Genomic DNA, 16369 nt, shown 5'->3' on the forward strand with positions numbered 1-16369 from the left:
TGACCTTGTTGGAGCAGCTTAAACAGGAAGTATACGAAGCGAATCTGGAACTGCCCAAGCACGGCCTCGTAAAATTCACCTGGGGCAACGCCAGTGCCGTCGACCGCGAGAGCAGTCTGTTCGTCATCAAGCCAAGCGGCGTCAGCTACGAAAGTATGAAGCCGAGCGATATGGTCGTGGTCGATTTTGACGGCAATGTGGTCGAAGGCGAGATGAGACCTTCGTCCGATACGGCGACGCACGCCGTGTTGTACAAGCATTATCCGCAGATCGGCGGCATCGTGCATACGCATTCGACCTGGGCGACCATCTGGGCGCAGGCGGGTCTCGACGTGCCGGTGATGGGCACCACGCATGCGGATACCTTCTACGGAGCCGTTCCGTGTGCGCGCTTCCTCACTCAAGACGAGATCGACCGCGGGTACGAAGCGGAGACGGGCCGCGTCATTATCGAGACGTTCGACAAGCTCGGCGTCGACGTGATGGCGATCCCGGCCGTTCTGCTGCAGGGACACGCGCCGTTCACTTGGGGCAAAAACGTCAAGTCGGCGGTCGTGAACAGCGTCGTGCTGGAAGAAGTGTGCAAGATGAACCTGTACGCGCGCCAACTGAACCATTTTGCCAAAGAACTGCCTCAGGGCATTCTGGACAAGCACTACCTGCGCAAACACGGCAAAGACGCCTATTACGGACAAAAATAATCGATTGACGATAAAAATTTCACTATAAAAATCCAACCCTGAAAAGAGGATGATTTCGATGACGGTAACAGCGGAAAAACAATTTTGGTTTGTCGTCGGTTCGCAGCATTTGTACGGAGAAGAAGCGTTGGGCGAAGTCAAAGCGCATGCGCAGCAGATGACGGACGCGCTCAATGCGAGCGGCTTGCTGCCTTACCCGCTCGTGCTGCAGGATCTGGCCGTAACCGCGGACAAGATCACCAACCTTATGAAAGAAGTGAATTACCGCGACGAAGTCGCCGGCGTCATTACCTGGATGCACACGTTCTCGCCTGCGAAAATGTGGATCCGCGGCACCAAAATGCTGCAAAAGCCGCTGCTCCATCTGGCGACGCAGTACAACGAGAGTATCCCCTGGGCGACGATCGACATGGACTTCATGAACCTGAACCAGGCGGCCCACGGCGACCGCGAATACGGCTTCATTAACGCCCGCCTCAAAAAGCAAAATAAAGTCGTCGTCGGTTATTGGGAGCGTCCGGAAGTGCAGCAGCAGATTGCGGACTGGATGGACGTCGCGGTCGCTTACAACGAAAGCTTCAATATCCGCGTAGCCCGTTTCGGCGACAACATGCGCAACGTCGGCGTGACCGAAGGCGACAAAGTCGAAGCCCAGATTCAATTTGGCTGGACGGTGGACTACTACGGTATCGGCGACCTCGTGGAAGTCGTGAACGCCGTGACGGAGCAGGAAATCGACAAGCTGATGGCCGAATACGCCGATCTGTACGAGTTCGAATACGGCGCCAACAGCAAAGAAGCCTGGGAAGCGAGCGTTCGCGTTCAAGCGGGCTATGAAATCGCGCTCAAGCGTTTCCTCGACGAGAAAGGCTACAACGCCTTCACTTCGAACTTCGAAGACCTGCACGGCATGAAGCAGCTTCCGGGTCTGGCCGTGCAGCGTCTGATGGCGCAGGGCTACGGTTTTGCCGGCGAAGGCGACTGGAAAACGGCGGCGCTCGACCGCCTGATGAAAGTCATGAGCCACAATCAGAACACCGGCTTCATGGAAGATTACACGTACGAGATGGCGGCCGGGCAGGAAGCGATCCTGCAGTCCCATATGCTCGAAGTGGATCCTTCCCTCGCCGGCAGCAAGCCGAAAGTCGTCGTGTCCCCGCTCGGAATCGGCGGCAAAGAAGATCCGGCCCGCCTTGTCTTCGACGGCAAAGCCGGCGACGGCGTCGTCGTCTCGATGGTGGACCTGGGCACGCATTACAAGCTGCTCATCAACGAAGTGACCGCATTCGAGCCGACGGAACCGGCTCCGAACCTGCCGGTTGCCCGCGTCCTGTGGAGCGTGAAGCCGAACTTCCAGGACGGCGTCCGCGCCTGGATCGAGAACGGCGGCGGCCACCATACGGTCGTGTCGCTCAACCTGACGACCGATCAGATCGTGACTTACGCGAAGCTGGTTAACCTGGAATACGTCGTCATCAAGTAATCGCCAGGCTTTATAAAAAGCATAAGAACCGTTATCCGATAAATGGCTCGTTCATTTATCGGAGGCGGTTTTTTTGTGTTTTACGGAAATTTCGCTTCAAAAAGGCCAAAACGCCGTGCTTCGGCAATGGTAGCGTTACCAAATCTCCGGAAAAATAAATGCGTTGACAGGCTTCGTCCAATACGGATAATGTATATAGACCGATTGGTATAATTTCTTTGAAGGAAGTGGCTTTTGTTGGGCGAAAAGTCGAATGCCAGAGAGTCGATTGTCAGCACCGCCGCACGGCTCTTTTTTTCCCAAGGCTATCATGCGACCGGGCTGAATCAGATCATCAAAGAGAGCCACACGCCGAAAGGATCGTTGTATCACTATTTCCCGCACGGCAAAGAAGAGCTCGCGCATGTATGCATTCAGAAGACGAATGAGTATATTCTGCAAAAGTTCGAGGAAACGTTCGCGGCGCACGGAAATACGGCGGACGGCATCCAGCAGTTCGTCCATGATATGGCTTACGAGACGGAAGCGGCCGGCTTCACCGGATTTCTGCCATTCAGCTTCTGGGCAGCCGTCGAGACGTCCTGCATCAGTCAAAGTCTGCGCGTCGCCTGCCAGGGCGTGTTCGCCGACTGGCAGAAGATCATCGCGAAGCATCTGGTTCAGGACGGCATGAGCCAAGCGAGAGCAGACGAAACCGCGCTGCTAGTCGTCTCCCTGATGGAAGGCGCGCTGATCATCAGCCTGACGAATCAGGACAAACAGCCGCTGCTCACGGCCGCCGGTTATCTGGCCGCCGTGACAAAGAATGCCGGAGAAACCCGGTAAAAAGAAGCAAGAAGAAGTGAAAAGAAGCAAGAAGAGAAAGTTCGATATGTTCGAGGAGGATGAGATCGTGAGTGGGTCAAAGAAAGCTGATTCGTTACCGAATCAACCAGAAACGCAGCAGTATAAGGTATTTCCGATTCTGTTCGCCATGCTGCTGAGCGGCTTTATCGGCTTGTTCGGAGAAACGGCATTGAACGTGGCGTTGACGCCGCTTATGGCGATGCTGGAAGTCGGACCGACGACGATTCAATGGTTGACGACGGGATACCTGCTCGTCTTGGGCATCCTGGTTCCGGTATCCGGCCTGCTGCTGCAGTGGTTTACGACAAGACAGTTGTTCACGACGTCGTTGATCTTCTCGATCGCCGGGACACTCGTGGCTGCGCTCGCGCCCAATTTCGAAATTCTGTTGGCGGCTCGCGTTCTGCAGGCGGTCGGTACGGCCCTGCTGCTGCCGCTGATGTTTAATACCATCCTTGTGATTTTCCCGATCGAAAAACGCGGTGCCGCCATGGGCCTGATCGGTCTGGTCATCATGTTCGCGCCGGCAAGCGGCCCGAGCATCTCCGGCTTGATTCTCGCCAATCTGAGCTGGCACTGGATCTTCTGGATCTCCCTGCCGTTCTTCGTCATTTCGTTGATCTGCGGTCTGCTGTTCCTGCCGAATATCTCCAAGCTGACCAAGCCCAAGATCGACATCTTGTCGATCGCGCTGTCTACGCTCGGTTTCGGCGGTATCGTATACGGCTTCAGCAGCGCGGGCGGACACGGGGAATCCGGCAGCGGCTGGACGAGTCCGATCGTGGTCGCGACGCTTGCGATCGGCGTCGTTTCCCTGATCTTGTTCAGTATTCGCCAGCTGAGAATGAAGCAGCCGGTGATGGATCTGCGCGCGTTCAAATACCCGATGTTCACGATCGGCCTGATCCTGATCTTCATCTCCATGATGATGATGCTCTCCTCGATGCTGATCCTGCCGATGTATCTGCAGCAGGGCATGGCGGTTACGGCTCTGACGGCCGGACTCGTGCTGCTGCCGGGCAGCCTGCTCAACGGCCTGCTGTCTCCGGTCATGGGCCGGTTGTTTGACAAATTCGGTCCGAAATGGCTGGTCATTATCGGCCTGTCCATCGTAACGGTCGTGCTGTTCCTGTACACGGGAATCACGCCGACGACGACGCTGACCAAGATCATTACGCTGCATATCTTCATGATGGTCGGCATTTCGATGATCATGATGCCGGCGCAGACCAACGGCCTGAACCAGCTGCCGCGCGAGTATTACCCGCACGGCACGGCGATCATGAACACGCTGCAGCAGGTGTCCGGCGCGATCGGAACCGCCGTTGCGGTCAGCATTCTGAGTGCCGGCCAATCCCGCTTCCTGAGCGGGGTGGCGAATCCGGAAACTCCGGAGAACCAACTGGCCGGCTTTACGTCGGGCGTACAGAATGCGTTCGTATTCGCGCTCGTGCTGTCGATTATCGGTCTGATTACCTCGATCTTTATCAAGCGTGTCCGCGTAGGATCGGCTGCGAAAACGCAGGGACCGACGCATTAATTTCCAGGTTCCTTGCGCGTGAATCAAGCCTGTTCTTGCTTGATTCAAGTCTGTTCGAGAGCGATGTCCCCCGGCGGGATGTCGCTCTTTTTTGCGTCCGGCAGGCAAGCTTGTGAAAGAAGTGGAATACATGATAAAATCTAGTCGATTTCTTCGGCTTATGCGTGATCGGCATTGTAAAACGAACGAATCCAAAGAGGAGGGAAGCCGTGTCCGGAACGATCCTGATTATAGGCGGCGGCATTGCGGGACTGTGTGCGGCGATCGCGCTGCGGCACGCCGGGATGCAGGTAAAGGTATACGAAAAAAGCTCGGGGCCGATGCCCGCCGGAGCCGGGATCCTGATTGCGCCCAATGCTTTGCAGGCGCTTCAGCCCTACGGGATCTCCGGCGAGATGATTCGGCGGGGTTATCCGGGCGACGGATTCCGGCTGCTGTCGGACCGGGGCCGGGCTCTTACCCGGCTTGCGATTCCTTCCGGCTATGGCAGCCAGTATTCGATTCATCGCAAAGATCTGCATGATCTGCTGCTGGCCGCGCTTCCTTCGGATACGGTAGAGTGGGGAAAATCTTTTTCGAGTCTGGAGCAGAATGGGAACGGAGTACGAGCTGCCTTCCTAGACGGCAGCCAGGCGGAAGGCGATCTGCTTGTCGCGGCGGACGGCATCTACTCGGGGGTCCGCAGCCAATTGTTCCCCGGGGAACCCTATCGCTATGCCGGTTATACCTGCTGGCGCGGTGTGGTGCCTGCGGACGACCTTGACGGTCTGACGCCCCATTTTATCGAGACCTGGGGGACCAAAGGCCGCTTCGGTATCGTCCCGCTTCCCGGCCGCAGGGTGTATTGGTACGCGCTGGTCAACGCACGCCAAAACGATCCCCGGCTGGCCGATTATTCCGCAGCGGATCTGCATCGTCTGTTTCGGGATTATCATGCGCCGATCCCGGATCTGCTGCTTCGAACGGGCACAGCCGACATGATCCAACGCGATATTGTGGATATGGCGCCCATGAAATGTTTTTACTCGGATAGGGTGGTCTTTATCGGCGATGCGGCTCACGCGATCACCCCCAATATGGGACAGGGAGCCTGCCAGGCGATGGAGGATGTACGCGTGCTGTCCGATTGCCTTCTGGCCTCGCCGGATCATCGGGAAGCTTTTGCCCATTACCAGGCCCGCCGTCAAAAAAGGATCAGGCAAATCTCCGCCCAATCCCGGAAGATCGGCCGGGTTGCCCAGTCGGAAAGCGTCCTGTTCACCCAGTTCCGCAACCGTTTGATGAAGCATGTCCCCGCGCAATTGTCCCGTCGCCAGGCCGAGCAGCTGTATCGTTTTCAAACCTGAGTTTTTAAAAAGGGCAAGACTATCCGCAAACCCAAAGGTGGAGTTGGAAGATGAGAGTGAAATTGGAAGGCATTACGGTTCTGGCACTCGACGTTCCGAGATTGACCCGTTTTTATCGCGATGTGCTCGGGTTTCGGACCGTTGCGGAAGAAGCCCATTATGCGGAATTTGAAAATGAAGGCGTTCGGCTGGCTATTTTCTCGGGGCCTCTTATGGCCGGCAATACGCACGATCATCCTTCCTTTGCGGAAGCGCGCAGAGGCCAGGCTTTCGAGCTTAATTTCGAGTGTGCCTCACCCGAGGAAGTGTATACGGTATACGACGATTATGTAGCCAAAGGAGCCGTAAGCATCGCGGAGCCAAAAGCGGTTGCCTGGGGACATACGACGGGATTTTTCGCGGACCCGGAAGGCAATATCCATTCGCTGTTTGCGGTCAATCCGGTAGAACCGGTCAGCGGCTGAGCGCTTATCGGTACGGCTTCGCCATCTCCAGCAGATACTCCCGAAACTCTTCGACGTAAGCCTGCGGCTCCGCAATCTCCACGTTCGTCCCGAAGCCGGCCAGAAATTGAAAGCCGATCGGACTTTGCGGCACCTGAATCGTGGCCCGGAATTTTCCGGAGACGTGCGGCTGTACGCTCCGGTGACCGTATCGTTCGATAAACCGGTCTTTGACGCCGGGCGTAACCCACGCTTGGACTTCGGCAAGTTCCGGCTGATACCCGGTCTCCGGTGCGGATTCCGGCAGGACTTCGCGGGGGATAAAGGTCTGCTCCCTCGCGTCCAGCCGGTTGATCCGGGAGAGCTTGAATATCCGCTCGGCCCTGCGCCCCAGACAGAACCCTTTGAGGTACCGGCTGTTCTCGCTGAAATGCAGCTGGTCCGGTTCGACCGTTCGGTGGGTGGCTGTCCCGTCTTTGTCGATATAATCGAAGGCCAGCACCTTTTTGCGGGAGATGGCTTCCTGGCAGCTTTTCAGGATATGGCGAAGTTCGGACCGGCCTGCCCAATTGTGAAAAGACAGCTGAATCGTTCCTGCGGAAGCCGATGGGTTCACCATGGCTTCTATTTTTTTGATCGTAATCTGCACTTCTTCGCGGGGCGGAATTTGTTCCAGATCGGCCTGCAGCGATCCGGCAAAGTCCCGTTACGAAGACCCGCATCGCGTTGACCACGCGGCCGGTCCGTCTTCGTCGGAGAACGTCCCGGTCGGGCCGTCCGCACCGAGCATGGCGAGCCGTACCGATCTCTTCCATCGAAGCCACGGTCAGCAGCCCGCTTGTCGCGCCGCCGCTCGGACACGAATTGCCCGGCCCTCCGGCGTGCGAGATGCCTGCGTTGTTGACGGGGACGTCAAGACGTCCGAATTCGCTGCGGATGCGCGCCGCGGCAGCCGCAATGGAGTGCGCGTCCGTTACATCCAGTTGAAGCGCATGCGCTTCCTGTCCGATCTGCCGTGCGGCCGCTTCGCCGTTCTCCAGGCTTCCGGATCCGATAAGTACGGTGAAGCCCTTCTCCGCCAGCTCTTTGGCGATTTGGGCTCCGATTCCTTTGTTGGCTCCGGTGATCAGCGCAGTGGGTTGATTCGACATGGTCGCAACCTCCTTTTCGGTACGGAATACCGTCTGTTTATTTCCCGTTCGTTATAGGATAATGACATTAAATCGCATTAAATAGAAACTTCAAAGTTCCGGAACTTAAAAGTTTCGAAATATAGGTATAGAAGGAGCCTTTTTATGAGCGAAAACAAACGTAAAAAGTCGGTGCCCGAGGATTTGGCCGAAGCGGCGGCCCCGGCGCCGAAAGTCGGACGCAAAAGGGACCCCTCGCGGGATGAGAAAATCCTCGAAGCGGCAATCGATATTTTGGCCGAATCGAGTTTCGACGGAATGACCATGGACAGCGTCGCCTCAAGAGCCAAGGCGGGCAAAGCCACCGTGTACCGCCGCTGGTCTTCCAAATCGGAATTGGTTCGGGACGCCTTGGCCTGGATGAACCGAAGCCATCTGAATCTGGGGCATCTGCCGGATTCGGGCAGTCTGCGCAAAGATCTGCTGCGCCTCGTGAAGCCGCAGTCGATCGCGGAAGAAGAGAAGAAATTCCGCGTGCTGGCCGGATTGGGTTCTTTCCTGCAGCAGCCGGAATTCGCCGGGGTGGGGATGGCACGGATCTTCGATACCTGGGCCGACGCAAACCGCATACTGATGCAGCGGGCCGCCGAACGCGGCGAGATTGCGGCCGGGGCGGATATCGAAACGGCCTGCCAGGTGATCACATCGACGGCCGCTTTCCGCGGCTTGATCCAGCGCCAGGCTTTCGACAAGACGTTCTTCGCGGCGCTGATCGACGGCATTCTGCTGCCGGCTCTGCGGCATCCGTCCGCGGAATCGGCTCCGCACAGCGATACGGATCGGACGCACCGGGAAAAGGGGACGTCCGAATGAAGCTCACCTTGAACTGGATCACCCTCCGGGTGCGCGACCTCGAAGCTTCAATCGCTTTTTACAACGGAGTCCTCGGCCTGCCGATCCATCGCAGATTCGAGAGCCGGGGCCGCCAGATCGCGATGCTGGGCACGCAGGAACAGCCGAAGATCGAGCTTATTCAGGGCGGCGGCGTCACCGTCGAACCGGGCAGCGGCCTATCGGTCGGGTTCGAAGTGGAATCCCTGGACGCGGCCATGGCGGAACTTGCGGCCAAAGGGATTCCGATCGCACGCGGACCGGTCTCGCCGAATCCGCAGCTGAGCTTTTTCTATATTCGGGATCCCGACGGGTTCGAAGTCCAACTGGCGGAACATCACTGAGCTTTTATTTGCCAACCCGGCTATGCCCGCCTCAGAAACTGGTACCTTGACCGATAATGAGGTTAGGTTACGCCCCTCGAAAACCCGCTTGAACCCTGCGTGTTTCCGATGAACGCAAACCTTAGATTTAATTCGGTCAAGGTATAGTTTATGATAAAACTTAAAAAAAGCGGTACGATCAGGGGGATGAAGTTTTGGAATTCAATGACGTCATACACGGACACCGTTCCATTCGGCAGTACGAAGATCGGGAAGTCAGCCAGGAGGTTCTGGATCAGGTCCTGAACGCCGGTATCCGGGCTTCATCCAGCGGCAATATGCAGTCCTATTCCATCGTCGTCACGAGGGACAAAGAGCTGCGCAGGAAGCTGTACACGCCGCATATGGATCAATCGATGGTGCTGGACGCGCCGGTGCTGCTCACGTTCTGCGCCGACTTCAACCGTATGCGCCGCTGGCTGGAACTGAATGAGGCGCCGGTGCATTTCGACAACTTCATGAGCTTCATGATCGGTGCGATCGACGCGACGCTGGCTTCGCAGAACTGCGCGCTGGCCGCGGAGAATGCCGGCCTCGGCATCTGCTACATGGGTTCGACGCTCGCCAACTGCGACCAGATCGGCGAACTGCTGAATCTGCCGCCGAACGTCGTACCCGTTGTCGGCTATTCGCTGGGGTATCCCGCGGAATCTCCTCCGGTACGCGACCGTCTGCCGCAGCAGGGACTCGTTCATTACGAACAATATGAGGATTATACGGACGAGCGGATTCTGGATATCTACGCCGACCGCAACGAGAAAGGTTGGCAGCGGTACATGGATGTGCCGCAGCTCAAAGAAATGACGGAGCGGCTGGGACTCAAGAATCTGGCCCAGATCTATACGATCGCCAAGTATACGAAGGAATCCCATCTCGGCTATTCGCAGACCGTGCTGGATTACCTGGACAAGCAGAACTTTATGCAGAACGGGGATTCACAGTAGGCCCAGACAGGCCCTCGCCGGACCCGTCCAAGGCCCGGAATCCGTCCAGGATAACGGGTCTCTTTTTTTATGAAAAGGAGCGATGAACATGGATCACAGCGCAGCAAACCGGGCAGCCAACGAAATGCCGGAAGGCACGCAGATGCTGTACGCGGACTTTGCCGAAGGCGGCACTTATTACTCCTGCACCTACCATCCCGATGTCGTGTATGCGACTTACGGCGGCGTGGAGAGAAAGCTGCAGATCATCCGGCCGCAGCAGGAAGGCGCCGTATTCCCGCTGGTGATTTTCGTGCAGGGATCGGCCTGGATGAAGCAAAATGTATATACGGGTATTCCCGATCTGTCGCATATCGCGGCCAAAGGTTACGTGATCGCAAGCGTCGAGATCCGGGATACGGAGATTGCCCGGTTCCCGGCGGCACTCGAAGACGTAAAATGCGCTCTGCACTTTATGCGCGAACATGCCGCCGAATACGCCGTCGATCCCAGGCGTGCAGCCGTTTGGGGCGATTCGTCGGGCGGGCATCTCTCGCTCATGACCGGACTTACGATCGGAGCCTACAACAACGATCGGTACAAGGAACAGTCGGACGACGTGCTGGCGGTGATCGACTATTACGGGATCTCCGATCTGCTCACGCTGGGGCGATATAACGATGTGCTCGACCATGACGCCGCCGATTCTCCGGAAGGTCTGCTGATCGGAGGGCGGGTGCAGGCTCACGTCGAACGGGCCCGGCGGGCAAGCCCGATCCATCAGGATCTGGACCGGGAACTGCCGCCTTTTCTGATCGTACACGGAGACCGCGACCGTATTGTCCACGTCAACCAGAGTATCGAGATGTACAAAGCGCTCCGAGCGCACGGGCAGAATGTCCTGTTCTACAAAGTGGCGGGCGCGGATCACGGAACAGGCGTCTGGAGCCCGCAGGTGCTGGAGGTGACGGCGAAGTTCCTGGCGGCCCATTTGAAGCGGCCGTTTGCGGAGCATCTTCCTTTTCAGCACCAGACCGACTAGAGCTTCGGATCCGCGAGGCGAACTTTGTGGGCAGAGGAGACGGCGTATGGAAAAAGAAGAAGTGTTCACGGTTCACGTAGCGATAAACGGAAGTGTCGAAATGAGGAATGCCGAAGGGAACTCCGTCGTGATGATCTCGTTTACGGGGCACGCGTCGGGGCCGTATTTTGAAGGCCGGGTGCTGGAAGGAGGCGTCGATACGCAGATTATCGGACCCTCCGGAACTCCGCACACGCTGTCGGCCCGCTATATGCTTCGGGGCACGGACCGCGCCGGGCAGCCGGGGTGGAGATCAAGATTTGCCGTCTGCACCCCTAAAGCGGGATTAACGAGGCGGTGCAGGCGGTTAATGGGTGGGAAGAGCGGGTTCCCTACCCGGTTCATCACGATTCCACGCCGAAAGAGAGGCCGCTTTGACCAATGCCCAATACACCAGGTACTCCCGAGCCGCAGTCCTTTTTGCCCGTAGGGTCGGACGACGGCTCCGATATCCTGCTTCCCGTTCCGGCCGAGTTCAGTTTCGAACAAAATTACAATCATCTGGCGACCGCGACCGATGAAGTGCTGTATACGCTGCGAGGCGGCAAAATCTACAAAGCGATCGCGGTGGGGCAGCAGGCGGCGGTCGTCGAGATCGCTCCCGAAGGCCGGACGCATCTGCGGATCCGGTTCCTCGAAGAACCCGACGCCGCTTCGCTGCCGCTGCGCGAAGGCGTCGCCGCCTACGTGCACGACTGGTTCGATCTGGGCACGGACCTGCAGCCTTTTTATAAGATGGCCAAGACCGATCCGCTGCTGAAGCAGGCGGTCGAATCGTTCTACGGACTGCGCAATATGGGCATTCCCGACCTGTACGAAGCGATATGCTGGGGGATTCTCGGCCAGCAGATCAATCTGGGCTTTGCCTACACGTTAAAAAGACGCTATGTCGAGCGGTTCGGTCAGGCGTTGGAGCGCGAAGGCGAGGCGTATTGGCTGTTCCCGACCGCCGAGCGGATCGCCGCGCTGACCGCCGAAGACTTGTCAGCCGCCGGGATGACCACGATCAAGAAATGCGAATATCTGGTCGGCACCGCACGCTTGATCGCGGGCGGCGAGCTGACCAAAGAGCAGCTGCTTGCGGCCGGAAGCGTCAAACAGGCGGAGAAAAGACTGGTGCAGATCCGCGGCATCGGGCCCTGGACCGCCCATTACGTGCTGATGCGCTGCCTGCGGATGCCGGATGCTTTTCCGATCGACGATGTCGGGCTGCATCATTCGATCCGGCATGTGCTCGGCCTTGACGCCAAGCCGAGCAAAGAGCGGATTCTTGAGCTGACCGCCGGCTGGACGATGTGGGAATCGTATGCGACGTTTTATTTGTGGAGGCTGCTGTACTAATAAACGTATGGAGGCGAAGCGATGAGAGCCATCGGACAGACCTGGAAAAAAGCGGCCGGAGCGGTATTGGGCCTGGCGCTGACGGTATCGACAGCGGGTTCAGCCGCGGCGTTATCGTCCGAAGCGGAGAAGCGGGAGGCATTTGAAACGGAAGTGATCGTCCGAACGGTGAACCAGTTCAGGAACGCGGAGGATGTTCGGAGCTTTGTCGACAGCGCGGATCGCCGCGGCGTGGATGTCATCAGCATGAACGTCAAGCAGGACGAAGACGACGAAGTACCGTCCGGCGAAGTGTTCTATCAGAGCCGGATTGCTCCGATTGCCGAAGGCTACGAAGAGTTCGATGCCCTGGACGAAGTGCTGACGCAGGCGCATGCCGCAGGGATCAAGGTGCATGCCTGGATTCCCCAGTTTCACGATCAGGCGGCTTTTCGGGCACATCCCAAATGGCGGATGCAGGCGCTGATCGACGGGGTACGCAAGCCGTTCAAAGGCTCGAACGGCAGTGAATATTTCGTCAATCCGCTGCACCTCGAAGTCCAGCGGTACGAGCGTTCGATCGTGCGCGAAGTGGTCGGGAACTATCCGGTCGACGGCGTGGTCTTGGACTGGCTGCGTTTCGACGATTACAACATGGATGTCAGCGACTACACGATCGCTTTGTATAAAAAGCAGTTCGGCTATTCGCCGCTCAAGATCGACTTCGAGCGGGATTCGCCAAGGCGCAAGCAGTGGACCGAGTGGCGCACGGACCGGATCGCGCGGTACGTCGGCGATGTCCGCCAAGACCTTGCCGCGTCGTCCAATCCTCAGGTGCAGCTTGGCGTGTATATACTGCCGCCGGAATTCGCCGAAGTGGGCCAGGATGCGGCCAAATTCAAGAACGAGATCGATTTTGCCGCGCCCATGGCTTATTTCGACGACTGGGGTTATGACAGCGAATGGGTCTACGGGGCGGAATCCGGTATTCTGAAAGACACCCATGACCGGCTCGCCGGTTCGGGAGCGGACGTTGTGCCGACGCTCGACACGGACTGGACCGACGGGCAGTATCGGGAGATCTACCAGGGAATCCGCGAGGATTATCCGAACGTCGAACGGCTGTCTTTCTTCGCCTACGGCGCCTGGACAGAAGCCGAATTGGCTGCGATCGACGAACGAACGGGCTGGTGAATCCCGGCGGGGCGGCCGATCCGCCGCGCGAGAAAAGGCGCTTCCGCGATAAGCGGAAGCGCCTTTTTGAATGTGGCCGCCGCCAGGGCAGCCAGCTGCTCGATCAGGGACACGATCTCCACGTTCCTGGCGAAATTCCCGCCCTGGAACCTGGCGTAATGGCGGCGGTAATCGTCGGCCGGCAGGTCTTCGAACGTCTTGATTTGCCCCGTCAGGAAGTCGCGGCCGAGCGGGCTGTACGGAACGAGAGCAATGCCCAGCTCGCGGAGGTAACGGGAGGAACAGTCAAAACTATTGACTGTTCGATCAAACAGTTGTAAGATGCTTTTATAAACTAACTGTTCGATCAAACAGTATAGATCGGACCGTCCAAAGGAGCTTCCCGTTATGACCGCTACTCCGTCCACGAAACCGGATGAACGCAAACAAGCCATTATGCAGGCCGCTTATACCCTGTTCGGCCAGATTGGCTATGCCAAAGCTTCCATGAAAGAAATTGCCGCCAAAGCCGGCGTAGCTCAGGGCTTGATCGGCTACCATTTCGGCAGCAAAGAAACGCTGCTGGTCGAGGTCGTGCGGGAATGGATGATCAACCGCGGAATGAAAGAAGCTTTTGCCAAGCTCGACATGCGGGCTTCGCCGGAAGTGATTCTCGGCCAGGGCCTTCTCCATGTCGTCGAATTCCGCAAAGCCAACCCCGAATGGTTCACCCTCCTTATCAGTTTGTGGTCGGAGAGCGTGAACAACGAGAAACTGGCTGCGGAATTGGTCGGCATCTACCGGGAAATGAGAGCCGGCGTGGTCCAGGTGATCGACCGCCTGGAACTGCCGCTCGGGCCGGAAGAGAAAGAAAATCTGGCGGGGCTCATTCAAGCCGTATTCGACGGATTGACGCTCCAGGCACCGACTTTGCTGTCCGCCCAGCCGCTGTCGCACGATCAGGTCTCGCAGGGAATCAACTGGATGCTGCAGGGCATCAGAACCGCATCGCGGGAAAAAGGAGAATAACGCCATGACCAAAAAATTGATCCACCTCGAAGGGCTGCTCGCTTTTGTCATGGGGACTTATCTGTATTTTGCAAACGGCTACGGCTGGCTCGCGTTCCTGCTCCTGCTGTTCGTCCCGGATCTCTCCATGATCGGCTACGCCATTAATACGAAATTCGGCGCTTATCTGTACAACGCCGCCCATACCTATGTTCTGCCGTTCCTGTTGATCCTGGCCAGTTTTGCCTTCCCGGCCGATTGGCCGCTTATGATCGGCTTGATCTGGAGCGCGCATATCGGCCTCGACCGGATGATGGGCTACGGACTCAAGTACGAGACCGGCTTCCGGGATACGCATCTGCAGAAGCTGTAACGCTGCGATTTTTCTATAAAAAAGCGTCTTTCGCTCCCGGCCGGTTACGCGGCCGCGGGAACGGAAGACGCTTTTTGCCGCGGAAACTTCGGTACGGCCCGGCCTGCATCCGTCCGCGGTCTACGGCTGAAGCGCATTCGCCTCCGCCAGCACGTCGCGGCCGCCCGCTTCCATAAATTCGCGCACGAATCCTTCGAATTCCGCAAGCGGACGCTCGCCGGTAATGAACGACAGATACGCTTTGTCTTTGAGCCGGATCAGCTCGCCGCCGCTGCGTGCAAGCGACGGCGTCGAGACTTCCAGAGCGTTGTAGATGCCGTCTTTCTCCAATCCGAGCGTCGACGCCCATTGTTCGCGGCGGCCGGTCGGCGGATACGGAACGGACATGCCGAGATTGGCGCCGATCACGTTCAGATAATCGGGCATATCTGCGTAAGGCGGCAGGGTAACGATCTCTTTCTTGGACTCGTCGGCCCAGGTCCAGTGTTTGCCGATCACCCCGTTCTTGAGCGCCGCGCGTTCATCCGGGTCCGGATTGGCGCTGACATCGTCCAGAATCTGCAGGATCTTCTCCAGTTTTCCCGGTTCTTCGGTGACGTTCGCCCCGATTGCGGCGAAGCTCATCAGCCGGTCGTACGCTTTGGAACCGCGCTTGCCTTCGGGTCCGCTGAACGGACGTCCGAACGATACGCGCGCTTCCGGATTTTTGGCGTTCAGTTCTTTGACGTTGTACGTCGGCCCGACCGGAATCTCCCGGCTGCCGCCCCGGCCGTCCACCGTCCAGGCCTGATAGTCGCCTCCGCCGATCCAATGGTAGTAGTTGCCCATGGAGGTCATGCCGATTCTTCCGTTGATAAAAGCATGCGACAAATGTTTGTAGCCGCCTTTGTTCTCTCCCGTAATAAACTCCGGATCGATCACGCCGTCCGCGTACCATTTGCGCAGATAGCGCAGCGCTTCTTCCATCTCCGGTTCCAGCGCCCCCACGACCAACCGCCCGTCTTTTTCCGCAAAATACAGCTGGTCCGCAAACACGATCTGTCCGAACGCGCCGAATACGACGTTCATGCCTTCGCGCGACAGCCCATACGTATCTTTGACCCCGTTGCCGTCCGGATCTTCGTTGGCGAACGCATAGATCACCCGCTCGAATTCGGCCAGCGTCTGCGGGACCTCGAGCCCCAGCTTGTCCAGCCAATCCTGCCGGTAGACGACCGGAATCCGATAAATGTTGGTCGGACTGATCGCGGGGATTCCGTAGATTCGGCCGTCGATCCGTCCGTAATCCGCATAGTCCGGCGCATACCGGCGGATTGCGGCCATCAGGTTGGGCGCGTGCCGATTTAGCGTTTCCTCGGGAATCTCCGCCAGCAGCCCCTGCTGCCGGTACTTCAGCAGATCCTGGGGCTGGCGGATGCGCAGCAGATCCGGAGCGCCTTCGCGGGCCAGCTTCAGATCGAGCAGCGATTCGTAACGGTTGTTCTCGAGGTTCCAGATCTCAAGATCCACGTTGTGTTTCTCTTCCACATACTGCAGCATTTCGGCCTCTTCGGGCACGCTCTGGTTCTGGTGCAGCGTCCAGGAAATTTTGTATTCGGGAGCGAGGGGGACAGAAGCCGGCGCAGCAGCGCCCGAATACGACTCGCAGCCGGCGATTCCCAGAATCGGGGCAGCGGCCAGCACGAGGACGGCCCACCGCCGCTTCAACGTTTTTTTCATCGTACGCCT

General features: G+C 57.9%; 17 protein-coding genes and 2 pseudogenes. 15 read left to right on the top strand and 4 right to left on the bottom strand.

Annotated features, from left to right (window positions below; all coding sequences use genetic code 11):
* The first annotated feature begins 5 nt into the window (after positions 1–5).
* The 6 genes from HOP44_RS15620 (at position 6) to HOP44_RS15645 (ending at position 6380) form a co-directional block, all read left to right on the top strand.
* Complete coding sequence (locus tag HOP44_RS15620) at positions 6–701, top strand: L-ribulose-5-phosphate 4-epimerase (RefSeq protein WP_172254958.1); 696 nt, start codon at positions 6–8, stop codon at positions 699–701.
* A gap of 58 nt (positions 702–759) precedes the next feature.
* Positions 760–2184, top strand: coding sequence for an L-arabinose isomerase (gene araA / locus HOP44_RS15625; protein WP_172254960.1), 1425 nt, complete (start codon positions 760–762; stop codon positions 2182–2184).
* Between the two features lie 237 nt (positions 2185–2421).
* Positions 2422–3009, top strand: coding sequence for a TetR/AcrR family transcriptional regulator (locus tag HOP44_RS15630; protein WP_172254962.1), 588 nt, complete (start codon positions 2422–2424; stop codon positions 3007–3009).
* A 148-nt stretch (positions 3010–3157) separates the two neighbouring features.
* The gene (locus HOP44_RS15635) at positions 3158–4570 is read left to right on the top strand and encodes a DHA2 family efflux MFS transporter permease subunit (RefSeq protein ID WP_246369879.1); all 1413 of its coding nucleotides are present in this window, start codon (positions 3158–3160) and stop codon (positions 4568–4570) included.
* Positions 4571–4779: 209 nt separating this feature from the next.
* Positions 4780–5916 carry an FAD-dependent monooxygenase gene (locus HOP44_RS15640; protein ID WP_172254966.1) on the top strand — a complete coding sequence of 379 codons (1137 nt, stop codon included), beginning with the start codon at positions 4780–4782 and terminating at the stop codon, positions 5914–5916.
* Between the two features lie 50 nt (positions 5917–5966).
* The gene (locus HOP44_RS15645; protein ID WP_172254968.1) at positions 5967–6380 is read left to right on the top strand and encodes a VOC family protein; all 414 of its coding nucleotides are present in this window, start codon (positions 5967–5969) and stop codon (positions 6378–6380) included.
* 4 nt (positions 6381–6384) lie between these two features.
* On the opposite strand, the gene HOP44_RS15650 is transcribed toward HOP44_RS15645, so the two are convergent.
* Together HOP44_RS15650 and HOP44_RS15655 are read right to left on the bottom strand one after the other, a co-directional pair.
* Positions 6385–6978: a helix-turn-helix transcriptional regulator gene (locus HOP44_RS15650; protein ID WP_172254970.1), complete on the bottom strand. Its 594-nt coding sequence runs from the start codon at positions 6976–6978 to the stop codon at positions 6385–6387.
* Between the two features lie 316 nt (positions 6979–7294).
* Positions 7295–7510: pseudogene (locus HOP44_RS15655) on the bottom strand (SDR family NAD(P)-dependent oxidoreductase); the annotation flags it as partial.
* Between the two features lie 144 nt (positions 7511–7654).
* On the opposite strand from HOP44_RS15655, the gene HOP44_RS15660 reads away from it, so the two are divergent.
* The 7 genes from HOP44_RS15660 (at position 7655) to HOP44_RS15690 (ending at position 13281) form a co-directional block, all read left to right on the top strand.
* Positions 7655–8362 carry a TetR/AcrR family transcriptional regulator gene (locus HOP44_RS15660; RefSeq protein ID WP_172254972.1) on the top strand — a complete coding sequence of 236 codons (708 nt, stop codon included), beginning with the start codon at positions 7655–7657 and terminating at the stop codon, positions 8360–8362.
* Complete coding sequence (locus tag HOP44_RS15665) at positions 8359–8724, top strand: VOC family protein (RefSeq protein WP_172254973.1); 366 nt, start codon at positions 8359–8361, stop codon at positions 8722–8724. Before HOP44_RS15660 ends, HOP44_RS15665 begins: the two co-directional genes overlap by 4 nt.
* A gap of 194 nt (positions 8725–8918) precedes the next feature.
* The gene (locus HOP44_RS15670) at positions 8919–9707 is read left to right on the top strand and encodes a nitroreductase family protein (protein WP_172254974.1); all 789 of its coding nucleotides are present in this window, start codon (positions 8919–8921) and stop codon (positions 9705–9707) included.
* A gap of 88 nt (positions 9708–9795) precedes the next feature.
* Positions 9796–10728 (top strand): alpha/beta hydrolase, encoded by a 933-nt coding sequence (locus HOP44_RS15675; protein ID WP_172254975.1) that lies wholly within the window; start codon positions 9796–9798, stop codon positions 10726–10728.
* Positions 10729–10774: 46 nt separating this feature from the next.
* Positions 10775–11197: a DUF3237 family protein gene (locus HOP44_RS15680; protein ID WP_172254976.1), complete on the top strand. Its 423-nt coding sequence runs from the start codon at positions 10775–10777 to the stop codon at positions 11195–11197.
* Positions 11149–12108: a DNA-3-methyladenine glycosylase family protein gene (locus HOP44_RS15685; RefSeq protein ID WP_172254977.1), complete on the top strand. Its 960-nt coding sequence runs from the start codon at positions 11149–11151 to the stop codon at positions 12106–12108. Before HOP44_RS15680 ends, HOP44_RS15685 begins: the two co-directional genes overlap by 49 nt.
* Before the next feature lie 21 nt (positions 12109–12129).
* Positions 12130–13281 (top strand): family 10 glycosylhydrolase, encoded by a 1152-nt coding sequence (locus HOP44_RS15690; RefSeq protein ID WP_172254978.1) that lies wholly within the window; start codon positions 12130–12132, stop codon positions 13279–13281.
* An 86-nt stretch (positions 13282–13367) separates the two neighbouring features.
* Here HOP44_RS15690 and HOP44_RS15695 read toward each other — a convergent pair.
* Positions 13368–13547, bottom strand: a pseudogene (locus HOP44_RS15695) (aldo/keto reductase); the annotation flags it as partial.
* 121 nt (positions 13548–13668) lie between these two features.
* Between HOP44_RS15695 and HOP44_RS15700 the strand changes: the two are divergent.
* Positions 13669–14289 (top strand): TetR/AcrR family transcriptional regulator, encoded by a 621-nt coding sequence (locus HOP44_RS15700; RefSeq protein WP_172254979.1) that lies wholly within the window; start codon positions 13669–13671, stop codon positions 14287–14289.
* A 4-nt stretch (positions 14290–14293) separates the two neighbouring features.
* Entirely contained in the window at positions 14294–14641 is a 348-nt protein-coding gene (locus HOP44_RS15705) for a DUF4260 domain-containing protein (RefSeq protein WP_172254981.1), read from the top strand.
* Between the two features lie 120 nt (positions 14642–14761).
* On the opposite strand, the gene HOP44_RS15710 is transcribed toward HOP44_RS15705, so the two are convergent.
* The gene (locus tag HOP44_RS15710; RefSeq protein WP_172254983.1) at positions 14762–16360 is read right to left on the bottom strand and encodes an extracellular solute-binding protein; all 1599 of its coding nucleotides are present in this window, start codon (positions 16358–16360) and stop codon (positions 14762–14764) included.
* Positions 16361–16369: the final 9 nt, after the last annotated feature.

Source organism: Saccharibacillus deserti (genome assembly GCF_013618475.1).
GTDB lineage: Bacteria > Bacillota > Bacilli > Paenibacillales > Paenibacillaceae > Saccharibacillus > Saccharibacillus deserti.

Bases quoted from the DNA above. Each gene is read 5' to 3' on its own strand.
- HOP44_RS15705 (WP_172254981.1), top strand. From the start codon at position 14,294: ATGACCAAAAAATTGATCCACCTCGAAGGGCTGCTCGCTTTTGTCATG.
- HOP44_RS15680 (WP_172254976.1), top strand. From the start codon at position 10,775: ATGGAAAAAGAAGAAGTGTTCACGGTTCACGTAGCGATAAACGGAAGT.
- HOP44_RS15685 (WP_172254977.1), top strand. From the start codon at position 11,149: ATGCCCAATACACCAGGTACTCCCGAGCCGCAGTCCTTTTTGCCCGTA.
- HOP44_RS15710 (WP_172254983.1), bottom strand. From the start codon at position 16,360: ATGAAAAAAACGTTGAAGCGGCGGTGGGCCGTCCTCGTGCTGGCCGCT.
- HOP44_RS15650 (WP_172254970.1), bottom strand. From the start codon at position 6,978: ATGGTGAACCCATCGGCTTCCGCAGGAACGATTCAGCTGTCTTTTCAC.
- araA (WP_172254960.1), top strand. From the start codon at position 760: ATGACGGTAACAGCGGAAAAACAATTTTGGTTTGTCGTCGGTTCGCAG.
- HOP44_RS15635 (WP_246369879.1), top strand. From the start codon at position 3,158: ATGCTGCTGAGCGGCTTTATCGGCTTGTTCGGAGAAACGGCATTGAAC.
- HOP44_RS15645 (WP_172254968.1), top strand. From the start codon at position 5,967: ATGAGAGTGAAATTGGAAGGCATTACGGTTCTGGCACTCGACGTTCCG.
- HOP44_RS15660 (WP_172254972.1), top strand. From the start codon at position 7,655: ATGAGCGAAAACAAACGTAAAAAGTCGGTGCCCGAGGATTTGGCCGAA.
- HOP44_RS15690 (WP_172254978.1), top strand. From the start codon at position 12,130: ATGAGAGCCATCGGACAGACCTGGAAAAAAGCGGCCGGAGCGGTATTG.
- HOP44_RS15675 (WP_172254975.1), top strand. From the start codon at position 9,796: ATGGATCACAGCGCAGCAAACCGGGCAGCCAACGAAATGCCGGAAGGC.
- HOP44_RS15700 (WP_172254979.1), top strand. From the start codon at position 13,669: ATGACCGCTACTCCGTCCACGAAACCGGATGAACGCAAACAAGCCATT.
- HOP44_RS15665 (WP_172254973.1), top strand. From the start codon at position 8,359: ATGAAGCTCACCTTGAACTGGATCACCCTCCGGGTGCGCGACCTCGAA.